Annotated in this window: 19 protein-coding genes (1 of these 19 running past the window's edge); 11 read left to right on the top strand and 8 right to left on the bottom strand. The window is 72.4% G+C overall.

Going from position 1 to position 21,107, the window contains the following annotated elements:
• Positions 1-22: 22 nt before the first annotated feature.
• Both DA075_RS32670 and DA075_RS32665 read right to left on the bottom strand, forming a co-directional pair.
• Positions 23-1,057 carry a hypothetical protein gene (locus DA075_RS32670; RefSeq protein WP_420813166.1) on the bottom strand — a complete coding sequence of 345 codons (1,035 nt, stop codon included), beginning with the start codon at positions 1,055-1,057 and terminating at the stop codon, positions 23-25.
• On the bottom strand, positions 1,029-3,473 hold the full coding sequence (locus DA075_RS32665; protein WP_099957581.1) for a YfhO family protein: 2,445 nt from the start codon (positions 3,471-3,473) through the stop codon (positions 1,029-1,031). Before DA075_RS32665 ends, DA075_RS32670 begins: the two co-directional genes overlap by 29 nt.
• A 166-nt stretch (positions 3,474-3,639) precedes the next feature.
• Here DA075_RS32665 and DA075_RS32660 point away from each other — a divergent pair, with 166 nt between their 5' ends.
• The 4 genes from DA075_RS32660 to DA075_RS32640 all read left to right on the top strand — a co-directional run bounded on the left by DA075_RS32660 (position 3,640) and on the right by DA075_RS32640 (position 7,803).
• Positions 3,640-4,203, top strand: a complete 564-nt coding sequence (locus DA075_RS32660) for a nitroreductase family protein (protein WP_099957267.1) — start codon at positions 3,640-3,642, stop codon at positions 4,201-4,203.
• Between the two features lie 121 nt (positions 4,204-4,324).
• The gene (locus DA075_RS32655) at positions 4,325-4,951 is read left to right on the top strand and encodes a flavin reductase family protein (protein WP_099957266.1); all 627 of its coding nucleotides are present in this window, start codon (positions 4,325-4,327) and stop codon (positions 4,949-4,951) included.
• Between the two features lie 537 nt (positions 4,952-5,488).
• Entirely contained in the window at positions 5,489-6,559 is a 1,071-nt protein-coding gene (locus tag DA075_RS32645; protein ID WP_420813165.1) for a transglycosylase SLT domain-containing protein, read from the top strand.
• A 23-nt stretch (positions 6,560-6,582) separates the two neighbouring features.
• Complete coding sequence (locus DA075_RS32640) at positions 6,583-7,803, top strand: DUF2336 domain-containing protein (RefSeq protein ID WP_099957264.1); 1,221 nt, start codon at positions 6,583-6,585, stop codon at positions 7,801-7,803.
• 391 nt (positions 7,804-8,194) lie between these two features.
• Here the strand turns inward: DA075_RS32640 and bioB are convergent, their stop codons facing one another.
• The 3 genes from bioB to DA075_RS32625 all read right to left on the bottom strand — a co-directional run bounded on the left by bioB (position 8,195) and on the right by DA075_RS32625 (position 10,505).
• Positions 8,195-9,196, bottom strand: a complete 1,002-nt coding sequence (gene bioB / locus DA075_RS32635) for a biotin synthase BioB (protein ID WP_099957263.1) — start codon at positions 9,194-9,196, stop codon at positions 8,195-8,197.
• On the bottom strand, positions 9,193-9,759 hold the full coding sequence (locus tag DA075_RS32630; RefSeq protein ID WP_099957262.1) for a biotin transporter BioY: 567 nt from the start codon (positions 9,757-9,759) through the stop codon (positions 9,193-9,195). Before DA075_RS32630 ends, bioB begins: the two co-directional genes overlap by 4 nt.
• A 98-nt stretch (positions 9,760-9,857) precedes the next feature.
• A complete protein-coding gene (locus tag DA075_RS32625; protein ID WP_099957261.1) occupies positions 9,858-10,505 on the bottom strand; it encodes a GntR family transcriptional regulator in 648 nt (215 codons plus the stop codon).
• Positions 10,506-10,606: 101 nt separating this feature from the next.
• Between DA075_RS32625 and DA075_RS32620 the strand changes: the two genes are divergently transcribed.
• Positions 10,607-11,311, top strand: a complete 705-nt coding sequence (locus tag DA075_RS32620) for a class I SAM-dependent methyltransferase (RefSeq protein WP_099957260.1) — start codon at positions 10,607-10,609, stop codon at positions 11,309-11,311.
• A 25-nt stretch (positions 11,312-11,336) separates the two neighbouring features.
• Positions 11,337-11,846, top strand: coding sequence for a GNAT family N-acetyltransferase (locus tag DA075_RS32615; protein ID WP_099957259.1), 510 nt, complete (start codon positions 11,337-11,339; stop codon positions 11,844-11,846).
• Between the two features lie 92 nt (positions 11,847-11,938).
• On the opposite strand, the gene mdoH is transcribed toward DA075_RS32615, so the two are convergent.
• A complete protein-coding gene (gene mdoH / locus DA075_RS32610) occupies positions 11,939-14,110 on the bottom strand; it encodes a glucans biosynthesis glucosyltransferase MdoH (protein WP_099957258.1) in 2,172 nt (723 codons plus the stop codon).
• Entirely contained in the window at positions 14,086-15,669 is a 1,584-nt protein-coding gene (locus DA075_RS32605) for an OpgD/OpgG family glucan biosynthesis protein (protein WP_099957257.1), read from the bottom strand. Before DA075_RS32605 ends, mdoH begins: the two co-directional genes overlap by 25 nt.
• A gap of 220 nt (positions 15,670-15,889) precedes the next feature.
• Between DA075_RS32605 and glmU the strand changes: the two genes are divergently transcribed.
• Positions 15,890-17,242 carry a bifunctional UDP-N-acetylglucosamine diphosphorylase/glucosamine-1-phosphate N-acetyltransferase GlmU gene (gene glmU, locus DA075_RS32600; protein WP_099957256.1) on the top strand — a complete coding sequence of 451 codons (1,353 nt, stop codon included), beginning with the start codon at positions 15,890-15,892 and terminating at the stop codon, positions 17,240-17,242.
• 10 nt (positions 17,243-17,252) lie between these two features.
• Here glmU and DA075_RS32595 read toward each other — a convergent pair whose 3' ends face one another.
• Positions 17,253-17,954 carry a DUF2270 domain-containing protein gene (locus tag DA075_RS32595; protein WP_099957255.1) on the bottom strand — a complete coding sequence of 234 codons (702 nt, stop codon included), beginning with the start codon at positions 17,952-17,954 and terminating at the stop codon, positions 17,253-17,255.
• A 200-nt stretch (positions 17,955-18,154) separates the two neighbouring features.
• Between DA075_RS32595 and DA075_RS32590 the strand changes: the two genes are divergently transcribed.
• The 4 genes from DA075_RS32590 to glmS all read left to right on the top strand — a co-directional run.
• Positions 18,155-18,751, top strand: a complete 597-nt coding sequence (locus DA075_RS32590) for a sigma-70 family RNA polymerase sigma factor (RefSeq protein ID WP_099957254.1) — start codon at positions 18,155-18,157, stop codon at positions 18,749-18,751.
• Positions 18,748-19,446 (top strand): anti-sigma factor, encoded by a 699-nt coding sequence (locus tag DA075_RS32585; RefSeq protein WP_099957253.1) that lies wholly within the window; start codon positions 18,748-18,750, stop codon positions 19,444-19,446. The genes DA075_RS32590 and DA075_RS32585 overlap by 4 nt, the downstream gene beginning before the upstream one ends.
• A 133-nt stretch (positions 19,447-19,579) precedes the next feature.
• A complete protein-coding gene (locus DA075_RS32580; protein WP_099957252.1) occupies positions 19,580-20,134 on the top strand; it encodes a fasciclin domain-containing protein in 555 nt (184 codons plus the stop codon).
• 234 nt (positions 20,135-20,368) lie between these two features.
• Positions 20,369-21,107, top strand: the start of a protein-coding gene (glmS, locus tag DA075_RS32575; RefSeq protein WP_099957251.1) for a glutamine--fructose-6-phosphate transaminase (isomerizing). Its footprint extends 1,088 nt past the window's final position; 739 of the gene's 1,827 nt are visible here — the first part of the coding sequence; it begins with the start codon at positions 20,369-20,371; its stop codon lies beyond the right edge, outside the window.

Genomic DNA, 21,107 nt, shown 5'->3' with positions numbered 1-21,107 from the left:
GCCGTTCCCACCCGACCACCCGTCACGGGTCCTTGGCGATCGCCTCGATGTCGCGGTCGACACCGCTCTCGACCTTGAAGTCCTGGGTGTAGACCTTGCCGTCGTGGCGGGCGATCAGCTGGTACTCGCCCTCCGCCAGGGTCACCTGCGGAAAGGCGCCGATCGCCTCGCGGATGGTGTCGCCGCCGGGGGTGAGCACGCTGAAGGCCGTGCCCGCGAAGGCCTCGGTGCCGGGAGCGGCGACGAGCTTGAGGGTCACGGTGGCGGCGCGGTGGTTGAGGGTCGCGTCGGTGAGGCGCCCGTTCTCGACCTTCAGGTCGGCGCGCTGGATCGCGTTGGAATCGCCCCAGGTCGAGACGACGTGATAGGTGCCCTCGGGCAGGCGCACCACCTCGCCGGCCTTGACGCCGTCGCGGACGAGCCGCCCTTCCGGGTTGTTGCCGATCGGCACGAAGACCGCGAAGGCGAGCTGGCCGCCCGGGATCTTCGCCTCGCCGACCGCGCCGGAGAGGCGCAACGCCCCGGCATTGACGGTGAGCTGGTCGCTCGTCGCGCCCGAATTCAGGGTCACGCGCTTCGAGGTGCTGACGAAGCCGTAGGTGACGTTGGCGAGGTAGCTCCCCGGCGGCAGCCGGAAGGTCGGCTGCGCCTCCTCGGAGCGGGCCAGCACCACGGGCTTTCCGCCCTCCGGCCGGTCCTCGTAGATCCGCCAGGTCAGGCCGCCGCGCAGGGGCTTCGCCTCGCTGGTCAGCACCGCCCGCAGGGACAGGCTGGCCTCGGCAGGGGCCGGCGCCGGGGGCGGCCCCTGGGTCACGCCCTGCGGCGCCACGCCCTGGGGGGCGCTCCCTTGCGGCGCGCCGCCCGGGGGGACGACCGGCGACGGACCGGGCGCTTGCGCCAGGCTGGGGCCTTGCGCGAGGGCGGGACTTGCCGCCGCAGGACTTGCCGCCGCAGGACTTGCCGCCGCAGGACTTGCCGCCGCAGGACTTGCCGCCGCAGGACTCGCCGCGAGCGCGAGCGCCAGGGTTTTACCGAACCGCCGTCTCGCCCGCGTCATCGTCCCTCGCCAGCAATTCGCTCGCCGCCGCCACCAGGTTGTCGACCGAGAGCGGGCGGAACCGGAACTCGACCACGTGCTTGCCGGCCGGCACCTCGACCCCGCGGAACAGCAGGTTCGTGCGCAGGATCGGCCGGCGGGCACCGTCCACCCGCGCCTGCCAGCCCGGATAGAAGATGTCGTGCAGCACCAGCACGCTGTCGCGGTCGGTCTCGACCTCCACCGTGACGACATTGCGGCGATAGGCGAGAATGGTCGCGGTGCCCTTCGCGGCGGCGACCGGCGCGGCCGGGTCCTTGAGGCCGAACTCGCCCTTGATCTTCGGCACGCTGTCCTGGTCGACCAGGGCCGTCTCGTTGGCCTCGAATTCCGGCAGCTCGTCCTGGCTGAGCACGCTCTCGGAATCGACCGGGACGAGGCGGGTCGCCAGATAGGCCCGGGGCTTGGCCGGATCGAGGCGGTAGATCCACATCTCGCCCGAGCCGTAGAGCAGCTTGGCGCCGGTCAGCTGCGGGAAGTGCCGCGGCAGCCGCTCGGCCGGCCGGTCGAGGACGAGGTATTCGAGGCCGAGCAGGCTGGCGAGCCGCGAGCGGTAGCCGCGGAACAGGCCTGGGAACTGGCGCAGGTTCGGGTCGGCGGCGTTCTCGCCGGGGCCGACGGCGCGCTCGTAATCGGCGAGCCGCAGGGGATTGTAGCCGATCGTGTCCTCGAGACCGAGCACCATCGAGGCATTCTGCCAGGCACCGCCGAGTCCCAGGATCTCGACCCGCGGATGCTCTCCCTTGGCGTGGCGGGCATCGAGCTCGGCTTTAAGCAGGGTCAGGCCCTGGAGCTGCTCCGGCGGCAGGTGCTGGAACACCGCGTAGCGGCCTGCCGGCTCGGCGTTGAGGGAGTTGCCGGCATTGCGCCAGACGAGCTCGGCGCCGAGCAGCGCGACGAGGCACGAGGCCGCCAGCGCCCGCCGGCCGGGGGCAGCACGCAGCATCACGACGATGGCGGCCAGCGCGATCCCGGTGCCGATCAGGCCGTCGCGGAGCGCATCCGGCAGGTGGTGGGCCTTGGCCGCGTAGGCGTAGGACACGAGCAGGATGCCGCCGAGGATCGCGACGGCCAGAGCGGGCGGGATGAGGGCGGGCACGGCCAGCCGGGCGGCGCGCGCGAGGCCCGCACCGCCGGACCACCGGAACCGGGGCGCGCCCTCGGTCACGTAACGATGGACGAGGTACCCGGCGGTGAGCGCGAGCCCGATATTCATGACGAAGGTCGCGTCGGCGGGCCGGCGGTACAGGTCGACGCCGGGGACGTGGTCGAAGACCGGCGCGAAGAGCGGGGTGTAGCGCCCGAGCGCGTAGAGCGTGGCGGCGGCGAGCACGATGACCGGATAGCGGATCTCCCGCGCGGCGAGGCGCCCGCCCGCGATGCCGTGCCAGAGGATCAGGACCGCCGGCAGGGTGCCGGCGAAGAGATAGTTTACCGCCCGGTCGGTCCAGGTGTTGCCGTCCATCGATTGCCAGTCCGGACCCCAGTAATCGTAGGTCCAGCGCAGGGAGCCGAACACGTCGGCGAACAACGCGGTGGCGAAGCTCGACGGCGGCAGCGAGCCCATGATGGCCGCCCCGTAGCCGAAGGACGGCCGGGTCGAGGTCATCAGGAACTGCATGGTGAGCAGCGAGGGCACGGCGAGGAGCGCGCCGCCGACCGCCGCCATCACGGCGAGCACGCCGATCCGGGCCCGCAGGGAGGCGAGCGGCGCCGGCGCCGTGAGCACGGCATGGACCGCGACGCCGATCAGGCTCAGGCCGCACAGGAACGCGACCTGGTCGCGCCCCACCGTCATCACGGCGGCGACGATCGCGAAGGCGACACCGAAAGCGTAGGAGCGGCGTGCCAGCGCCTCCTCCAGCAGCCACCAGGCGAGCGGCACGAAGCCGTAGGAGATGATCATGCCGGTATGCTGCAGCCGGGCCGAGGCCGAGCCGCCGAGCACGAACACCATCGCGGCCGCGACCGCGCCGGCCGGGTGCCAGCCGCGACGGCGGAAGATCAGCAGCGTCGCGACCGCGCCCGGGAGCAGGTGGGCGAACACCACGGCGTCGAACAGCTCCATCGACGGCGAGGGGTCGAGCCACGCGAAGAGCAGCATCGTCGGCGTGAAGAGCAGCGATTGCGGATCCGCGACCGAGGGGTGCCCGGCGAAGTGGTAGGGGTTCCAGAGCGGCAATTCGCCGTTCGCCAGGGCCGCGCCGAGGTAGCGCAGCATCGGGTAGAAGTGGTTCTTGGAATCCCAGGGCACCACCGCACCGGCGAGCGGCCACACCGCGGCGGCGGCGGCCCAGAACAGCAGCACGGCGGCGAGCGCCAGCCAGAAGTCCCGGGCGGTCCAGGCATGGGAGGGGGATGCGGGAGAGCGCGTCATGGTGCGGTCGGCGTCCTCGGCCCCGGCTTGCCCGGCGCCCGGCTTCACGTCGCGCCCGGCCGTGGCCGTCCGGGGCGGAATGGTGCTTAAAGGGAGCATCGGGGCGCCAGGATGGCAGCCTGTCCTCCCCGTCCCTTCCGCTATAGCTCAAGCCACTGAAGCCGAGATGAACGCAACCCTCGACCTTCTCCGCACCCGCCGCTCGGTGCCGCCGGCGCACCTCGCCGGCCCCGCCCCCTCCCCGGAGGAGCTGGATGCCATCCTCGCCGCCGCCGCCCGGGTGCCGGACCACGGCAAGCTCGCCCCCTGGCGCTTCATCCTGATCGAGGGCGAGGCCCAGGCCCGCATCGGCCGGGTGGTGGCCGAGGCCTACCGGGCCGACCACCCGGAGGCCGACGACAAGCGCCTCGCCCTCGAGGCCGGGCGCCTCGCCCAGGCACCGCTCGTGATCGCCGTGGTGTCGCGGGCCGGCCCCCACGTGAAGATCCCCGACTGGGAGCAGGTTCTCTCGGCGGGCGCCGCCGCGATGAACCTGATCGTGGCGGCCAATGCGCTCGGCTTCCGCACCTCCTGGCTCACCGAGTGGATGGCCTATGACCGCCGGGTGCTCGACGCGCTCGGCCTCGACCCGGCCGAGCGGCTGGCAGGCTTCGTCCATGTCGGACGGGCCGAGCAGGTCCCGCCCGACCGGCCGCGGCCGGCCCTTGCCGAGATCGTGACGCGGTACTGACGGGATCCCGCCCAGGACGCGACGGGGCGGGCTGGCGCCCGGCCCCGCGGATGATCTAACTGGCGGCGGACGGCCATGCCGACGGGCCGCCGCCAGTTCTCGCCACGCCCCGGGGCCGCCGATGCATTACGACGCCGAGACCCGCACCCTGCCGCACAACCCGTTCAAGGCCCTGGTGGCGCCGCGCCCGATCGGCTGGGTCAGCGCGCTCAGCGCCTCCGGGCAGCTGAACCTCTCGCCCTACTCGTTCTTCAACGGGATCGGGGACAACCCCGAGATGGTGATGTTCTCCTCCTTCGGCCGCAAGGACGCGCTGACCTTCGCGGAGGAGGGGGGCGAGTTCGTCTGCAGCCTCGCGACCTTCGATCTCCGGGAGGGGATGAACGTCTCCTCGGCGCCGCTGCCGCGGGGCGAGAGCGAGTTCGATGCCGCCGGCCTCGCCACCGCCCCGTCGCGCAAGGTGCGCCCGCCGCGGGTCGCCGACGCGCCCGCCGCCCTCGAATGCAAATGGCTCCAGACGATCCCTCTCGTGCCGGCCGAGGGCGGGGAGCCGGCCTACTTCATGGTGATCGGCCAGGTCGTGTCGATGTATATCGACGACCGTTTCGTGACGCCGGAGGGCCGGGTCGATACCGGGGCGATGCGGCCGATCATGCGCGGCGGTTACTTCGACTACTTCACGGTCGAGTCCGAGAACCGCTTCGAGATGCGCCGGCCGCCGGGCGGGGGCGACGTGCCGAAGCGGTGACGGGGCGCCCCGCGCCGCAGGGGCGGTGCCCGGGGGCCGCGCACCCGCAGGCGCGCGCGTGATCCGGGCGCGATTTGGTGCTGCCGGCATGGCTGATCTCGGACAGGGTCCGCCATGCAGGCCGCCGAGACGATCGGCATCACGTCCGAACAGCACCGCTTGGCCACCATCTTTCTGGTTGTCTGCAAGACAGCCGCAACCTGACAACCGCGAAAGGCTCCGTGCGCCGGATCAGGGATCGGTGCACACGCATCGGCGACGCTCCACCGGCGAACGGCCGCGGGACGATTTGGAGCCCGGCCTCCGCACCGTGCCGGTCGAGCACGGTGCCGTGATCACCTATCTGGTGGAGGCGGACCAGGTGCTGGTCACCAACGAATTCTATGGGGGACGGGACTTCGAGGCCCTGTTTCTCGGTCGCGATCCGGAGGGCGAGGCTTGGACGGAACGCGGGACGCCGTCGCCCGTCCCCGTTTCAAGCTTCCTTTACCATAACGCCAGCATCCTGGGGACCAAGAGAGAGCTGGCCCGCGCGTCGTGGTGCCGCTCCACCGGGCCGCCATGTTCCTGTTCACCAGCACGCCGTCGCAAGGGACTGCCAGCCAGGGGGCCGCTCAGGCGGCCGGCCGCGCGGCCTCGGGCAACCCGGTGATCGACGCGATCCGCCAGGGCGCCGAGAAGACCGGCGCCGCCTTCGATTACCTGCTCTCGACGGCGCAGCGCGAATCGAGCCTCAACCCGAGCGCCAAGGCCGGCTCCTCCTCGGCCACCGGTCTGTTCCAGTTCATCGAGCAGACCTGGCTCGGGGTGATGAAGCAGGACGGCCCGTCGCTGGGCCTCGGCTCCTACGCCGACGCGATCACCGCCCGTTCGTCGGGCGGCTACACGGTCAGCGATCCGGCCGCCCGCCAGGCGATCCTCGACCTGCGGCGGGACCCGGAGGTCTCCTCGGCGATGGCCGGGGCGCTCACCCGCCGCAACGCCGACGCGCTCTCGGAGGCGCTCGGCCGCGAGCCGAACCGTGCCGATCTCTACGCCGCCCATCTGCTCGGCGTGCGTGGCGCGCTGACCCTGATCCGCGCCGCCGAGAGCGCTCCCGGGCGCTCCGCCGCCGCCGACCTGCCGGAGGCCGCCGCCGGCAATCGCGGCCTGTTCTACGACCGCACCGGCCGGGCCCGCAGCGCCTCCGAGCTCTACGCCGTGCTCGGCACCAGCCCGGCGGCCCCCGCCGCGACCGGCACGCTCGCCGCGCAGGCCGCGGCCCCGACCGCCTACGCCCCCGAGGCCGGCAGCGGCCTGCGCTCGCTGTTCCAGACCGATGCCCGCCGCGGCCCGGTCTCCGACAGCGTCGCCAAGCTGTGGGGCAGCCGGGGCGGGGCCGCGGCGCCGAGCTACTTCCCGCGATCGAGCGACGCGCCGGTGATCGCCTCAGCGATGCCCGCGCCGTCCTCGATCGCGCCGGCCGGGATCCGGGACACCATCCAAGACGCTGGCCAAGACACCATCCCAGACAGTGCGACCCCCGGGGTGCCGCTGCCGCCGGCCCGCCCGCGGGAATTCGGCGGGCGCCACCGCGCCGCCCTCACGCCTTCCTCGATCCAGTCTTGAAGACCCGTCACGGAGCCGCGCCGATGATCATCCGCCAGTTCCTGCTCTGGACGCAGCACGAATCCGCCGGGCGACGGGCCGAGGCGGCCTCGTCGCTCGCCCGGGCCTATCTCTACGCCAAGCTCGATCCCGCCGCGCGCTGGGAGGCGAAGACCGCCATCACGGCGCTCCTCGACGATCCCTCGCCGCTGGTGCGGCGGGCGCTGGCCGAGGCCTGCGCCAACGCCGCGGAGGCGCCCCGGACCGTGGTCGTCGCCCTGGCCCAGGACCAGGCCGAGATCGCCGGGCTGGTCCTGGCCCGCTCGCCGGTCCTGTCGGATGCCGACCTCGTCGATTGCGCCGCCGTCGGCGACGAGGCGGGCCGGATCGCCATCGCGGGGAGGCCCCACCTCTCGCCCATGCTGTGCGGGGCGCTCTCCGAGATCGCCGGCGCGGCCGCCCTCAGGATGCTCGCCGCCAATCCGGGCGCCGAGATCACCCGCGGCAGCCTGCTGCGGATGGTCGAGCGCCACGGCGACGACGGCGCCTTGCGCGAGGCCCTCCTCGCCCGGGCCGACCTGCCCCTCGACGTGCGCCAGGCGGTGACCGCCCGCCTCGCCAGCGCCCTGTCGGTCTTCGTGAGCGGCTGCGGCTGGCTCTCGCCCGAGCGCAGCGAACGGGTGACCCGGGAGGCGCGGGAGCGCACGACGCTCGGGCTCGCCGAAGGCTCGGACCGCGCCGACCTGCGCCGCCTCGTCGCCCATCTGCGCGGGTCCGGCCAGCTCACCCCCGGGCTGATCCTGCGGGCGATGCTGTCGGGCCGGATGGCCTTCACCGAGGCCGCGCTGGCCGACCTCTCGGGCCTGGCCGTCGAGCGGGTGGCGGGGCTGCTGCACGATCCGCGCGGCAGCGGCATGGCAGCGCTCTACCGCCGGGCCGGACTGCCGCCCGCCCTCGAACCGGCCTTCGCGGCGGCGATGTCCGCCTGGCACGAGGAGGCGAGCGGCCTGCGCGAGAGCAGCGGCGCCGGCCTGTCGCGGCGGATGATCGAGCGGGCAGTGACCGCCTGCGAGCGGCTGCCCTTCGCCGACGCCCACGCCATCGTCGCCTTGCTCAACCGCTTCGACGCCGAGGCGGCCCGCGACGAGGCCCGGGTGCTCGCCCGCGTCCTGGTGAGCGAAGCCGCCGTCGACGCCGTCACGGAGACGCTGTCCGCCGACCTGCTGGACAGCTACCGCCGCGACCGGCAGCTCCTCGCCGCCTGACGCCGCGTCTGTACGCCTCAGCGCGCCACAGCCCGCCGGTCGGCGCACATCACCGCGGCCGCCAGGTAGCCGGACAGCGAGACGATCACGGCTTGAGGGTAGATCGGTCGAACGAAATGGGCGGAGACGCTCATCGATTCCTCCCGATTCGGGTGTCTGATCTTGCATACGATGCCGCACGGCGCGTCGACAAGCGCCGTGCGTTGAGAACTTTGCCTTCAAATTGATGGATTAAGCTGCGGGTCGTCTTTCGTGGCCGCGGTACGGTGGGGTTCCTCTTGGCGCAGGGCCCGGTTTTGCATGATGAGATGCCGCCTCACCATGCGGCCTGCATCCGCACCGCCGCAGCTCGCCGTTATGTCGGTCTGTGACGTCGCCAATCCTCCGACCATCAGGACGGCGCGGTCCGTGTGCTGGAGGGCGACCGGGGCGCCAAAGCGGCGAAGAGGGCTGCGTCGTCGTCCTGCTCGGCATTCGGCGTCGTCAGCAGGGTGTCCCCCGTGAAGACCGAGTTCGCCCCGGCGAGGAAGCACAGGATCTGTGCCTCGCGCCCGAGCTGCGCCCGGCCGGCCGACAGGCGCAGGATCGAGGCCGGCAGGACGAGGCGTGCCGTCGCCACCATGCGCACGAGGTCGAGGGGATCGATGCGGGGGCGGTCGGCGAGGGGCGTGCCTTCCACCGGCACCAGGGCGTTGATCGGCACGCTCTCGGGGTGCGGCGTCAGTCCCGCCAGCACCTGCAGCAGGCCGGCCCGGTCCGCCATCGCCTCGCCCATGCCGATGATGCCGCCGCAGCACAGGCCGATGCCGGCCTCCCGCACCGTCGCAAGGGTGTCGAGCCGGTCCTGGTACCGGCGGGTGGTGACGATCCGGTCGTAGAAGCCGGGGCCGGTATCGAGATTGTGGTTGTAGGCCGTGAGCCCGGCTCGGGCGAGGCGCGCGGCCTGGTGGGCCTTCAGCATCCCGAGGGTGACGCAGGCCTCCAGGCCGAGCGCGCGCACGCCCTCGACCATCGCCACCACGGCATCGAACTCCGCTCCATTCCGCACCTGGCGCCAGGCCGCCCCCATGCAGAAGCGCTCCGCCCCCGCCGCCTTGGCCCGGGCTGCCCGCGCCAGCACCGTGTCCGGGTCCATGAGCGGGTCGCGGGTCAAGTCGACCGTGCGGTGATGCGCCGATTGCGGGCAATAGGCGCAATCCTCCGGGCAGCCGCCGGTCTTCACCGAGAGCAGGCTCGCCTTGCGGATCCGGTTCGGATCGTGGTGACGCCGATGCACGGCATTGGCCCGGCCGACCAGCTCGAGCAGCGGCAGGTCATGCAGGTCCTCGATCTCCCTCGAGGTCCAGTCGTGCCGGACGGCGCCGTCCTGGGGGCAAGTCGCCTCCGGGCTCATCGGGTCGTGCTCCGGGCGATCCGGCGCAGGCCCGGCAGGGCGGCGGCGCCGGCGGCGACGAGGCCGACCTTGACGAGATCGCCGAGCAGGAAGGGCGCGAGGCCGAGGGCGACGAGGCGGTCGGCCGGAACGAACAGCGCGAGCCAGGCGAGGCCGAGGACGTAGACCGCCGTAAGTCCCGCGAGCATCGCGGCGACCCGGCCGAGGAACCCGCGCCCTGCGGCGAGCGCACCGACCAGCCCGGCGGCAACGAGATAGCCCGCCAGGTAGCCGCCGGTCGGTCCCGCCATGTAGGCGAGGCCGAGGCCGCGCTCCGGCGTGCCGGAGAAGACCGGGAGGCCGGCGGCGCCCGCCGCCAGGTAGCCGAGCACCATCGCCACCGCGAGGCGCGGTCCGACGGCCAGGGAGAGCGCCAGGATGGCGAGCGTGTGCAGCGTCATCGGCACTGGCCAGAACGGAATCTGGACCTTGGCCGCCAGCGTGATGAGCAGCCCGCCGGACAGGACGAGGGCGACGGTCCGGGCTGCGCGCAGGGGCGCGCCGCCGACGACGAGAGCGGTCATTGCAACATCCATTTTTTATAGATAATTATGTCGGATCGACGCCGGAAGAAATCCACAACCTCGCGGTAAAGGCAATATGACTCCAAAATAATAGATAATCAGGTACCATGGCGGGACGCGGCGGCGGGCCGGTGCCCGACCCATTGGACGTGGCGGGCCAGGACCGCCGCCGCCGTGTCGATGTCGCCGGCCCGCAGGGCGACCAGGATCGCCCGGTGATCGCGGTCGGTCGGCGCCTCCCACTCGGCGCGCCAGCCGGCGAACAGGAAGCGGGCGCTCGCTGCCTGGAGGTCGTCGATCGTCTTCAGCAGGCGCGGCATGGCGCAGGGCGCCAGCAGGAGGCGGTGGAACGTCCGGTTGGCCTCTTCCCAGGCGTGCACGTCGCCGCCGGCGCGGTCGCCGGCGCGGGTCGCCGCCTCGGCCCGGTCGAGGATCGCCGCGGTGAGGTGCGGAGCGGCGTGGCGCAGGGCCAGCACTTCGAGGGCGGCCCGCATCTCCGCCACCTCGCGCACCTCCTCCGGGCTGAACCCGGCGACGCGCACGCCTCGCCGCGGCTCGCTCACCACCAGCCCCTGGGCCTCGAGGCGCCGGAAGGCTTCCCGGACCGGGACGTGGCTGGCGTCGAACTCCTCGGCGACGTGGTCCTGCCGCAGCCGGGAGCCCGCCGCCAGGGCGCCGGAGATGATGCGCTCGGCCAGGGCCCGGCTGATCCGCACGGCGATCGGTTCGTCTTTGGCTGTCGTCATGAATTATCGATAATCGAGCGTCGCCGCCGCGTCACGCGGACCGTGGCGAGCGTTGCACCGGCATGCGAGACTCTGACCCCGGGGAATCAGCGGGGCACGCGATGAGCAACGGCTGGGACGAGTCGGCCGCCGCCTGGATCGCCGACATGGGCGAGGCGGGCGATTTCGGCCGCGCCTGCGTGCTCGATGCGCCGATGCTCGTCCGCCTCCGGGGGCGGGACTTCCGCCGGGCCCTCGATGTCGGCTGCGGCGAGGGCCGCTTCTGCCGCATGGTGCGGGATCTCGGGATCGAGACCGTCGGCATCGACCCGACCGACGTCCTGCTGCGCCGAGCCCGGGCGCGCGATCCGGAGGGCACCTACATTCCCGGTCGCGCCGAGGCGCTGCCCTTCGGGGATGGCGCCTTCGATCTCGTCGTCAGCTACCTGACCTTGATCGACATCCCCGACATCCGCGCGGCGATCCCCGAGATGGCCCGCGTTCTGGCGCCCGGCGGCACGCTCCTGATCGCCAACCTGACGAGCTTCAGCACCGCCGGAGGCTGGTCCGAGGATGCCGACGGCGTCCGGAGCTTCCGGATCGACGGCTACCTGGACGAGCGGGCCGAGTGGGCGGAGTGGCACGGCATCCGCGTGCACAACTGGCACCGGCCGCTCTCCCTCTACATGAACCTGTTGCTGGGGCAGGGACTGGTGTTGCGCCACTTCGACGAGCCGATGCCGCATGGCGGCGATCCGGCGAGGGTCGCGCGCTACCGGCAGGTGCCGTGGTTCCTGATGATGGAGTGGGAGAAGCCGGCAGCATAAGCTGCCGCGCCACCGACAGGGTCGGATGACAAGCCGTCACGAGATCACCATCCGCCCCGCCCGCCCCGACGATGGCGACGCCGTCACGGCCGTGCTGTCGGCGAGCTACCCGGTTCTGAGGGCCGCGTCCTACGAGGCTGACACGCTGGCGCGGGCGCTGCCGCTGATGGTCCGCGCCAATCCGACCTTGCTCGCCTCCGGCAGCTTCCATCTGGCGAAGAGGTTGGACTCGGTCGTGGGCGTCGGTGGTTGGACGCCGGAACGGCCCGGAACGGGTGAGATCGAACCCGGCCTCGGCCATATCCGCCATTTCGCCGTGCACCCGGCCTGGACCGGCTGCGGTGTCGGGCGGAGCTTGTTCTCGGCGTGCCGGGCGCACGCCCAGGAATGCGGTGTGCCCGCGTTCGAATGCTATGCCAGCCTCAACGCTGAACCGTTCTACCGTGCCCTCGGGTTCCGCGCATTCGGACGGCGCGAGATCCCGATGGGCGGCACGGCGGCGTTCCCGGCCGTGCTGATGCGCTGCCGGCTCTGAGCAGTGTCATGCGGTTGCCGATCGGAGGTCGATCGGCTCACGCCACTCACCTTGCGTCTCGCCCTTTCCGGGGCCGGAAAGGGCGAAGGGAATCACCCCCCGAGCCGCGCCAGCCGGTCGAGCAGCGCCCGGTCGTGCAGCAGCACCATCTTCTCCTTCGGGTTCAGCCAGCCCGCGGCCTCGTCGATGGTCTCGGCCTCGACCACCTTGGCCTGGGCCATGACGTGGTCGGGCTGGGGGGCGCCGCGGGGCCGGCGCTCGGCCGGGGGCAGGAAGGCCAGATGGCCGGCCTGGAGGTCCGGATCGGCGTGGAGCGCCCGCAACCCGTCGGCGTCGTCGAAGCCCAGAGCGGCGTTCTGTGCCTCGATCGCCCTGGCGGCGACCGCGATCGCCGGGGGCTCGCGCTCCTCGGGCGTCATCAAGAGGCCGGCGCGCTTGAGAGCCAGGCCCAGCGCGAGCTGTCCGCTCGCCCAGGAGATCGGGATCGCCAGGACGAGGCCGAGGATGGTGGGCGACATCCACAGGAACAGCGAGGTGGCGATGGCGAAGGCCGAGACGCCCGCGACGAGGCCGAGGATCATGTGCCAGCGGTGCCGGCGCACGATGTCGGAGAACGGGATCGAGCCGTCGTCGCGCCTTTGCGGGTTCCAGCCGGTGTCGCGCCCGAGAAGGATCTGCATCACCGAGCCGGATTGCACCAGCATCGCGATCGGGGCGATCAGCGCCGAGAGCAGGGTCTCGATCAGGGCCGAGAGCACGAGGCGCAGCGCCCCGCCGCTCGCGCGCCGCACCTTGCCGTCGAGGAGGCCGAGGATCAGGCCGAACAGCTTCGGGGCGAGCAGGATCGCCATCGTGATCCCGAAGAGCTGGAGCGCGCGGACGGGGTCGAAGCGCGGCCAGACCGGGTACAGGCGGAACTCGGTGGAGAAATATTCGGGGCGGATATAGGCGGTCTGGAGGGCCAGCGCGATACCGACCACGAGCTGCGCCGCCCAGAGCGGCGAGGCGAGGTAGCCGGCGATGCCGGTGGCGAAGTGCTGGCGCGAGGCGAGCTTCAGGCCCGCCGTGCCGATGACGCGGCTGTGCTGCAAGTTGCCCTGCGCCCAGCGCCGGTCGCGGATCGCGACGTCGATCAGCGAGGGCGGACTCTCCTCGTAGGAGCCCTGCAATGCGGGGAGCATGTAGACGCTCCAGCCGGCGCGCCGGATCAAGGCCGCCTCGACGAAGTCGTGGCTGAGCACGTGGCCGCCGAAGGGCGGCTTGCCGGAGAGGTCGGGCAACCCGCAATGATCGGCGAAGGCCTTGGTGCGGATGATCGCGTTGTGGCCCCAGTAATTGCCGTCCCGGCCCGACCACAGGGCGAGGCCGGTGGCGATGACCGGGCCGTAGATGCGCGCCGCGAATTGCTGCACCCGGGCGAACAGGGTGTTGCGGTTGATGATGAGCGGCAGCGACTGGATGATGCCGGCATCCGGATCGGCCTCCATGGCGCGGGCGAGCGTCACCACGCAGTCGCCGCTCATCAGGCTGTCGGCGTCGAGGACCAGCATGTGGTCGTAATGGCCGCCCCAGCGGGTGACGAAGTCGGCGATGTTGCCGGCCTTGCGGTGGTGGTTCTTCGGCCGGTGGCGGTAGTACAGGCGGGCGTCCTGGCCGAGGCGCGCGCGCAAGGCCAGGTAGGCCCGCTCCTCGGCGATCCAGGCATCGGCCTGGGTCGAGTCCGACAGGATCCAGTAATCGAAGGCCGCGCCCGCGCCGGTGGCCTCGATCGAGGCGCGGATCGCCTCGACCGCTGCGAAGGTGCGGGCGGTGGCCTCGTTGTAGACCGGCATCACCACGGCCGTACGGGTGGTGAGGGGCGCCGGCTGGACCTCCGGCCGGCGCCGGCGCAAGAGCGCCAGGAAGCCGAGAAGGCCCGAGGTGAAGGCGAGCGCGATCCACGAGAAGTTGAGGGTGAAGAGCGCCAGCAGCAGCCATTGCAGCCAGGTGGTCGAGCCGGCGACCGACACGACCTCGTACATCTGCACGGCGCCGTAGGCCGTGAGCGCGAGGCCGCCGCCGAACACGAAGGCGCGCGCCCCCCAGGGCGCCCGGCGGCCGGGCACCTTGTGCTCTTGCGCCTCGGACCACCGGCGCAGGTCCTGCACCGGCATGGCGAGGGGGGATTCCTCCGGCACCGCGGGCGCGACCGCGAGGGGTGTGGCGTCGCGGCGGAGGGTGTCGAGGTCGGGAGCGAGGGTCACGGGGTCCACCGATACAGCCATGTCTCACTGACGGGTTTGTCGCCCGCCTTCACGATCAGGCGCAGCTCGCAAGACGTGTCGTTGCCCGGATCGAGCTCGAACACCGCCCGCACGGTCTTGCGCTCGGGATACGGGTAGATCCGCTGGCGAGTGATGGTGCCGGGCGCGGTATGCAGGGCAATCTGCAGCGCGTTCGGGTCGATGCCCTCCGCGAACGGCGCCTCGCCGGTGAAGTCGACGAGGAACAGCCGGCGCTTGCCCGCGGCGCCCTTGCCGACCCGGGTGCCGGAGCAGGCGGCGAGCGGCGGCGCCCCCGGCACGGCCCAGCACCAGAACTGGCGGTAGCTGAAGGCGATCTCCTTGGCGACCGGGTCCTTCGGCCGCCAGTAGGTCAGGATGTTCTCGTTGACCTCGGATTCGCTCGGGATCTCGATCAGCTGCACCGCGCCGGTGCCCCAGCCGTGCTGCGGCACGCCCGGCCCCCAGCTGCCGAGCGGCTCGACCCACAGGCTCGGCCGCTTCTCCCAGCGCTGCACGTCGTCCTGGTAGTCGGCATAGGCGCGGGCGCGCTGGATCAGCCCGAACCCCTTCGGGTCCTGGTCGAGGAAGGCGGAGATCTGCAGCGTCTCGGGGTTCTGGACCGGGCGCCAGATCGCCTCGCCCCAGCCGTTGCGGATCTGCAGCCCGTCGATCTCGTGGGCGGCGGGGCGGGCGTCGTCGACGCTGCGGTGATCGGTGGGCCCGAACAGGTAGGCGCCGGTCATGCCGGCGATGCCGACATGCTCCAGGTTCGTGCGCGGGCAGAGCGTCGCCTCGACGTCGACGATGGTGGCCTCGCCCGGGCGCAAGGTCATGCGCAGGGCCGCCGTGGCGGATTCGGAATCGACGAGGGCGTGGATCACGATCTGCCCGCTGCCGGCCCCCGGCCGCTCAAGCCAGAAGGCCCGGAACAGCGGGAATTCCTCGCCCTTCGCCTCCGCCGGCCTCAAGGTCAGGGCGCGGGCGGTGACGCCGTAGCTCTGGCCGGCGGCGAGCGCCCGGAAGAACGAGGCGCCCTGGAAGATCGCGCAATCGGACGGGGCGGCGCCGTTGAAGCTGGCATAGAGCCGGAAGCCCGAGAAGCCGAGGTCGCGCCCCTCGTCCGGGGGTTTCAGCTTGCCGAAGGTGAAGCGGCTGCGGTCATAGGCGATGCGGCGCACCACCCCGTCCTCGACCGCGTGGAGTGCCACCGGCGTGGTGAACACGAAGCCGCGGTGCAGCGGCTCGACCACGAAGCCGCGGCCCTCGCCGGCCCAGAGCAGGGCGGAGGGTTGCGCCCGCACGCCGATATACTGCTCGTAGGTGAGGTCCTTGAATGGATCGGGCAGGTCGGCGGCTGGGGCGGCGTAGGGCTTCTTCGCCAGAGCGCGGGCGAGCTCGACCACCTGGCCGGGATCGAAGCGCTGGCCGTCCGACAGGGGCGCCGGCTCCGCCGGCTGCGCACCCGCCGCGCCGGTCGCGGCGAGGCCACCGGCGAGCGCCAGCACCGTGCGTCGGTCGAGGACTGTACGAGGGGGCGGAGCGGTGGGGGGTTGCATCATCGCTAAAGAGGGGGCCGTGCCGGATTCGGATGGGGGCGCCGGCCGTTTACCACGATCCCTACTGAACCGGGGGTTAAGAATCGCGTCTCAGGCACCGCGAGGGCAGGGCGCTCCGTCGGGGCGTGCGGGTCGGGACGCCGCGCGCTTGCCGAACCGGGACGATCGGCTAGACGGGTGCACCACGCCCGGACGACACCCCTGAGACATTGACAGGCCGCCGATGACCGCCACGCCGAAGCCCGCAGGGACGCCCGAGCCCCGCTCCCTCCTCGCCGTCGTGCTCGCCGCCGGCAAGGGCACGCGGATGCGCTCCGCCCTGCCCAAGGTGCTCCACCCGATCGCCGGCCGGCCGATGCTCGCCCACGTGCTCGCGTCGGTGGCGGAAGCCGGGGCGGGCCGCCTCGCCGTGGTGGTCGAGCCCGGCCGCGACGACGTCGCCCGGATCGTCGCAGAGTTCCCCGGCGCCGAGACCTTCCCGCAAGGAGAGCGCCTCGGCACCGCCCACGCGGTGCTGGCGGCCCGCCGCGCCCTGGCCGAGGGCGCCCACGACGTGGTGGTGGCCTTCGGCGACACGCCGCTGATCTCCCCCGAGACCTATGCGCGCCTGCGCGCGCCGCTGGCGGAGGGCGCCGCGGTCGCGGTGCTGGCCTTCGAGAGCCCGAATCCCACCGGCTACGGCCGGGTGCTGGTCGAGGACGGCCGGGTGACCGCGATCCGCGAGGAGAAGGATGCGAGCGAGGCCGAGCGCCGCGTCACCTTGTGCAATGCCGGCCTGATGGCGCTCTCCGGCGCCCACGCCCTGAGGCTTCTGGAGCGGATCGGCAACGCCAACGTGGCGGGCGAGTACTACCTGCCCGACGCCGTCGCCCTGGCGGTGGCGGACGGCTTGGCCGTCGCGGTGGTGCCGGTGGCGGAGGCCGAGGCGCAGGGCGTCAACGACCGGGTGCAGCTCGCGGCCGCCGAGGCGGCGGTGCAGGCGACCTTGCGCCGTCGCGCCATGCTGGCCGGCGCCACTCTGATCGCCCCCGAGACGGTGTTCTTCAGCCACGACACCGCGCTCGGCCGCGACGTGGTGGTGGAGCCCCACGTGGTGTTCGGCCCCGGCGTCGTCGTCGGCGATGGCTGCACCATCCACGCCTTCTCGCATCTCGAGCAGGCCCGCCTCGCCGCGGGCGTCCAGATCGGCCCTTACGCCCGCCTGCGGCCCGGCGCGGTGCTGGCGGAGGGAGCCCGCATCGGCAACTTCGTCGAGGTGAAGAACGCCGCGATCGGGGCCGGCGCCAAGGTCAACCACCTCACCTATGTGGGCGACGCCGAGGTGGGGGAGGGCGCCAATCTCGGGGCCGGCACCATCACCTGCAACTACGACGGCGTGAACAAGCACCGCACGGTGATCGGCGCCGGCGCCTTCATCGGCTCGAACTCGGCGCTCGTCGCCCCGGTGACGGTGGGGGCCGGTGCCTTCGTGGGCTCGGGCTCGGTCATCACCGACGACGTGCCGCCGGGGGCGCTCGCGGTCGGCCGCGGGCGCCAGGTGATCAAGACCGGGTGGGCGAAGCCGAAAAAGGGGTGAGGGCGCGCCCTCACACGTGCACCGACCCGTCGTCGGGGTCGCGGCGGCCCGCCCGCAGGCCCGCCGCGAGGAGCCAGGCGTAGAACGCGGCCACGCCCGCGAGCACGAGCCAGCCGGGCAGCGGCCCGAGGCCGGCCCCGGCCAGGATCTCGGGCAGGCCGTGGGCGGTCTCTCCGACGCTCGCCTGGAGCCCGGTCTCCTGGAGTCGGGCGGAGGTGATCTTCAGCACCCAGGCGAGCAGCAGGATCGCGAACATCCAGCCGTAATTGCGCCGCAGCCGCCGCCCGAAGGCCTCGCGCAGGCTGATATGGAACATCGGCTGGCGCAGGTCCTCGGCGAGCCGCCGGGTCCAGCCGGGATCGGATGGAGGCCCGGGGGCGAAGACCTCGGCGTAATAGTGCCGCTCGAGCTGGCGCACCCGTGTGCGGTAGACGTCGAAGAAGCGGTAGCGTCGAGCCTCGATGCCGAGCAGCAGCATCACCAGCAGCATGGCGAACAGCAGCACGCCGTGATGCGCCGTCGGCGTCGAGAGCGAGACCGACAGCATCGCGGCGATGACGGTGATCGCCCAGTTGGTGGTGCGGTCGATCCGGTCGCGCCAGCCGGCCATCCGGGCGATCTCGGCCCGGTGATAATGCGCCAGGACCGTGATGGTCTCGGAGGGCGTCTTCGGAAACGGGAGCGCGAGGGCCTCCCTCGGTGCGGCGATCATGGCAGGCCTCCCTCGGCCGGGCCTCTTCGTCGTCAGGGCCCGGGTGCCGGCATCATGGCGCAGAGTCCGGCAGGACCGGAAGACGCTGGTCGCAGCCGCTTTCGGCCCAGTCATGTTCCCGCCGCCCCGTGGTCCTTCTCGCGCGATTGATCTATGGCGGAGGTCGAGAGGGGCGGCGCGCCCCCGGAGACTTTCAAGCGATGCTGCGCGTCGAGGACCGTCCCCAGCGAGACCCGCCCGGCGACCGGGAGGCCGCCGCCCTCGCCGAGCTGATCGCCCGGGTGGCGGCGGGACGGCAGGACGCCCTTCGGGCGCTCTACGACCGCACGGCCCCGAAACTTTTCGGCCTGATCCTGCGTATCGTCCGGGACCGGGGTGCCGCCGAGGACGTGCTGCAGGATTCCTACCTGCGGGTCTGGCAGAATGCGGCAGGCTATGACCCGGCGGCGGGACGGCCGATGGCCTGGCTCGCCGCGATCGCGCGCCACCGCGCCATCGACCTGGTGCGGCGAAAGGGCGAGGTGCCGATGCCGGCAAGCGACGACGAGGAGGAGGACTGGCTCCAGCGCGTCGCCGACCCGCGGGACCGCGAGGCGGAGTTCCTGAGCCGCGACGCTCTCCTCACCTGCCTCGAACGGCTCGAACCGGTGCAGCGCGATTGCGTGGTGCGGGCCTATTGCGAGGGCCTGTCGCGGGAGGAGCTGGCCTCAAGCTACGACCGACCGGTCAACACCGTGAAGACCTGGCTGCATCGCGGGCTCGCCTTGCTGCGGGGCTGCCTGGACGAGGCCGCATGAGCGCCCCCGACGAGACCGACCTGCGGGCCGCCGAATACGTGCTCGGCACCTTGAGCGCCGCCGAGCGCGAGGCCTATCGGCGCGACCGGGCCACCTCGCCGGCGCTCCAGGCGGCCGAGCGGGCCTGGGAGGCGCGTCTCGCCCCCCTGGCCGAGGCCGTGCCGGAGGTCGCGCCGCCGCCTGGCGCCTGGGAGGGCATCGCCGCGTGCGTGGCCGGCGAGTTGCCGCGCCCCTCTGCCCCGGTCGTCGATCTGCGCCCGGCGCTCCGGCGCTGGCGCCGCGCGGCCATCGCCGCGGGATCGCTCGCCGCCGGCCTCGCCCTGTTCATCGCCGTCGAGCGCCTCGCGCCCAGGGGAGAGACGGCGCAGTACCTCGCGGTCGTGAACCGGGGCGGCGAGCTGCCGGCCCTGGTGGTGCGGGTCGACACGCGGGCCGGTACGGTTCAGGTCCGGGCCCTCGCCGCCGAGGCGCCCCGCGACCGCAGCCTCGAACTCTGGGTCGTGCCGGCCTCCGGCGCCCCGCGCTCCCTCGGCGTCGTCGAGGAGCAGGCCGGCACCCGGCTCTCCCTGCCGGCGGGGGACAGGGGGCTGCTCGACGGCGCGAGCCTCGCCGTCACCGTGGAGCCGCCGGGCGGTTCGCCCTCGGGCGCCCCGACCGGGCCGGCGGTCTATCGCGGCCGCCTCATTCGCGAATAGCCGCGAGACGATCGCCCCGGCGCGGCCGGGCACGAAAAAATCGCCGCCACCTGAAACTTTCCCGCCCGGCCCTCCGTACCGGCCCCCGACCCCGACGAGAGCGGGGCCGATACGAGAGACGGGACGATCCCCAATGACGATCCGGAAATACGCCCGCCCCCTGATCCTCGCCGTTGCCCTGGCGGCGGCGGGCGGCAGCGCCCATGCCAAGAACCCGATGGTCGGCGGCGCGCCGATGTACGCCTCGAAGTCGATCGTCGAGAACGCGGTCAACTCGAAGGACCACACCACCCTGGTCGCCGCCGTGAAGGCCGCCGGCCTCGTCGACACCCTGGCCGGGCCCGGCCCGTTCACGGTGTTCGCCCCCACCAACGCCGCCTTCGCCAAGCTGCCGGCCGGTACGGTGGAGTCCCTCGTCCAGCCGCAGAACAAGCCGACGCTCACCAAGATCCTGACCTACCACGTCGTGCCCGGCACCTACACGGCCAAGGACCTGATGGGGCTGGTGAAGCAGGGCGGCGGCCAGGCCGAGCTGAAGACCGCCGCGGGCGGCACCCTGACGGTGATGCAGAAGGGCAAGCGGCTGTTCGTGGCCGACGACAAGGGCAACACCGCCCGGGTGACGATCGGCAACGTGATGCAGTCGAATGGCGTCATCCACGTCATCGACACCGTGCTGATGCCCTGAGTCGCCGGGCCGGGCGGCAGGCCCGCCCGGCCCCCGCGCGATGCCACCAGCCCGTGAACCTTGGCCGTCACAAACCGTTACGGAAGTTGACTGGCCTCGGCGCCGGCCGGTCCGGTAGAACGGCGCCAGAGCGTGGCGGGTGCGGTGCGGCAGGAATCCTGCCGCATTGCTCCGCACAATGGCCGGAGCGTCCCGCAGCGGGACACTCTGCGAGCGAGACGTGAGGCGGTGAGCATGTGCGGGATCGTTGGAATCGTCGGCCGGAATGCCGTGGCGGGACAGGTGGTCGACGCGCTGCGCCGGCTCGAGTACCGCGGCTACGACTCCGCCGGCATCGCCACCCTGGAATCCGGCCGGCTGGAGCGCCGCCGCGCCGAGGGCAAGTTGTCGAACCTGCAGCTCAAGCTGTTGCAGAACCCGCTCGCCGGGGCCATCGGCATCGGCCACACCCGCTGGGCCACGCACGGGCGGCCGAACGAGACCAACGCCCACCCGCACGCCACCGAGCGCCTGGCGGTGGTGCATAACGGCATCATCGAGAATTTTCGCGAATTGAAGGCGGAACTGGCCGCCGAGGGCTGCGTCTTCGAGACCGAGACCGACACGGAGGTGGTGGCCCAGCTCGTCACCCACCTGATGCGGACCGGCCTCGGGCCGGTTTCCGCGGTCGAGGCGGCGCTGCCGCGCCTGCGCGGCGCCTTCGCCCTCGCCTTCCTGTTCGCTGGCGAGGAGGATTTTTTGATCGGCGCCCGCCACGGGGCGCCGCTCGCGGTCGGCTTCGGTGACGGCGAGACCTATCTCGGCTCCGACGCGCTGGCGCTCGCCCCGTTCACCGACGAGATCACCTATCTCGACGAGGGTGACTGGACCATCCTGACCCGCGACGGCGCCGAGATCCGCGACGCTGCCGGCACCGTCGTCGCCCGCCCGCGCCAGAAGATCGCCACGCAAGCCTTCCTGGTCGACAAGGGCA

The sequence above is a fragment of the Methylobacterium currus genome, assembly GCF_003058325.1.
Classification (GTDB): Bacteria; Pseudomonadota; Alphaproteobacteria; order Rhizobiales; family Beijerinckiaceae; genus Methylobacterium; species Methylobacterium currus.
Note: the sequence above shows the minus strand (reverse complement) of the source record. Positions and strands in the feature narration are given on the sequence as shown.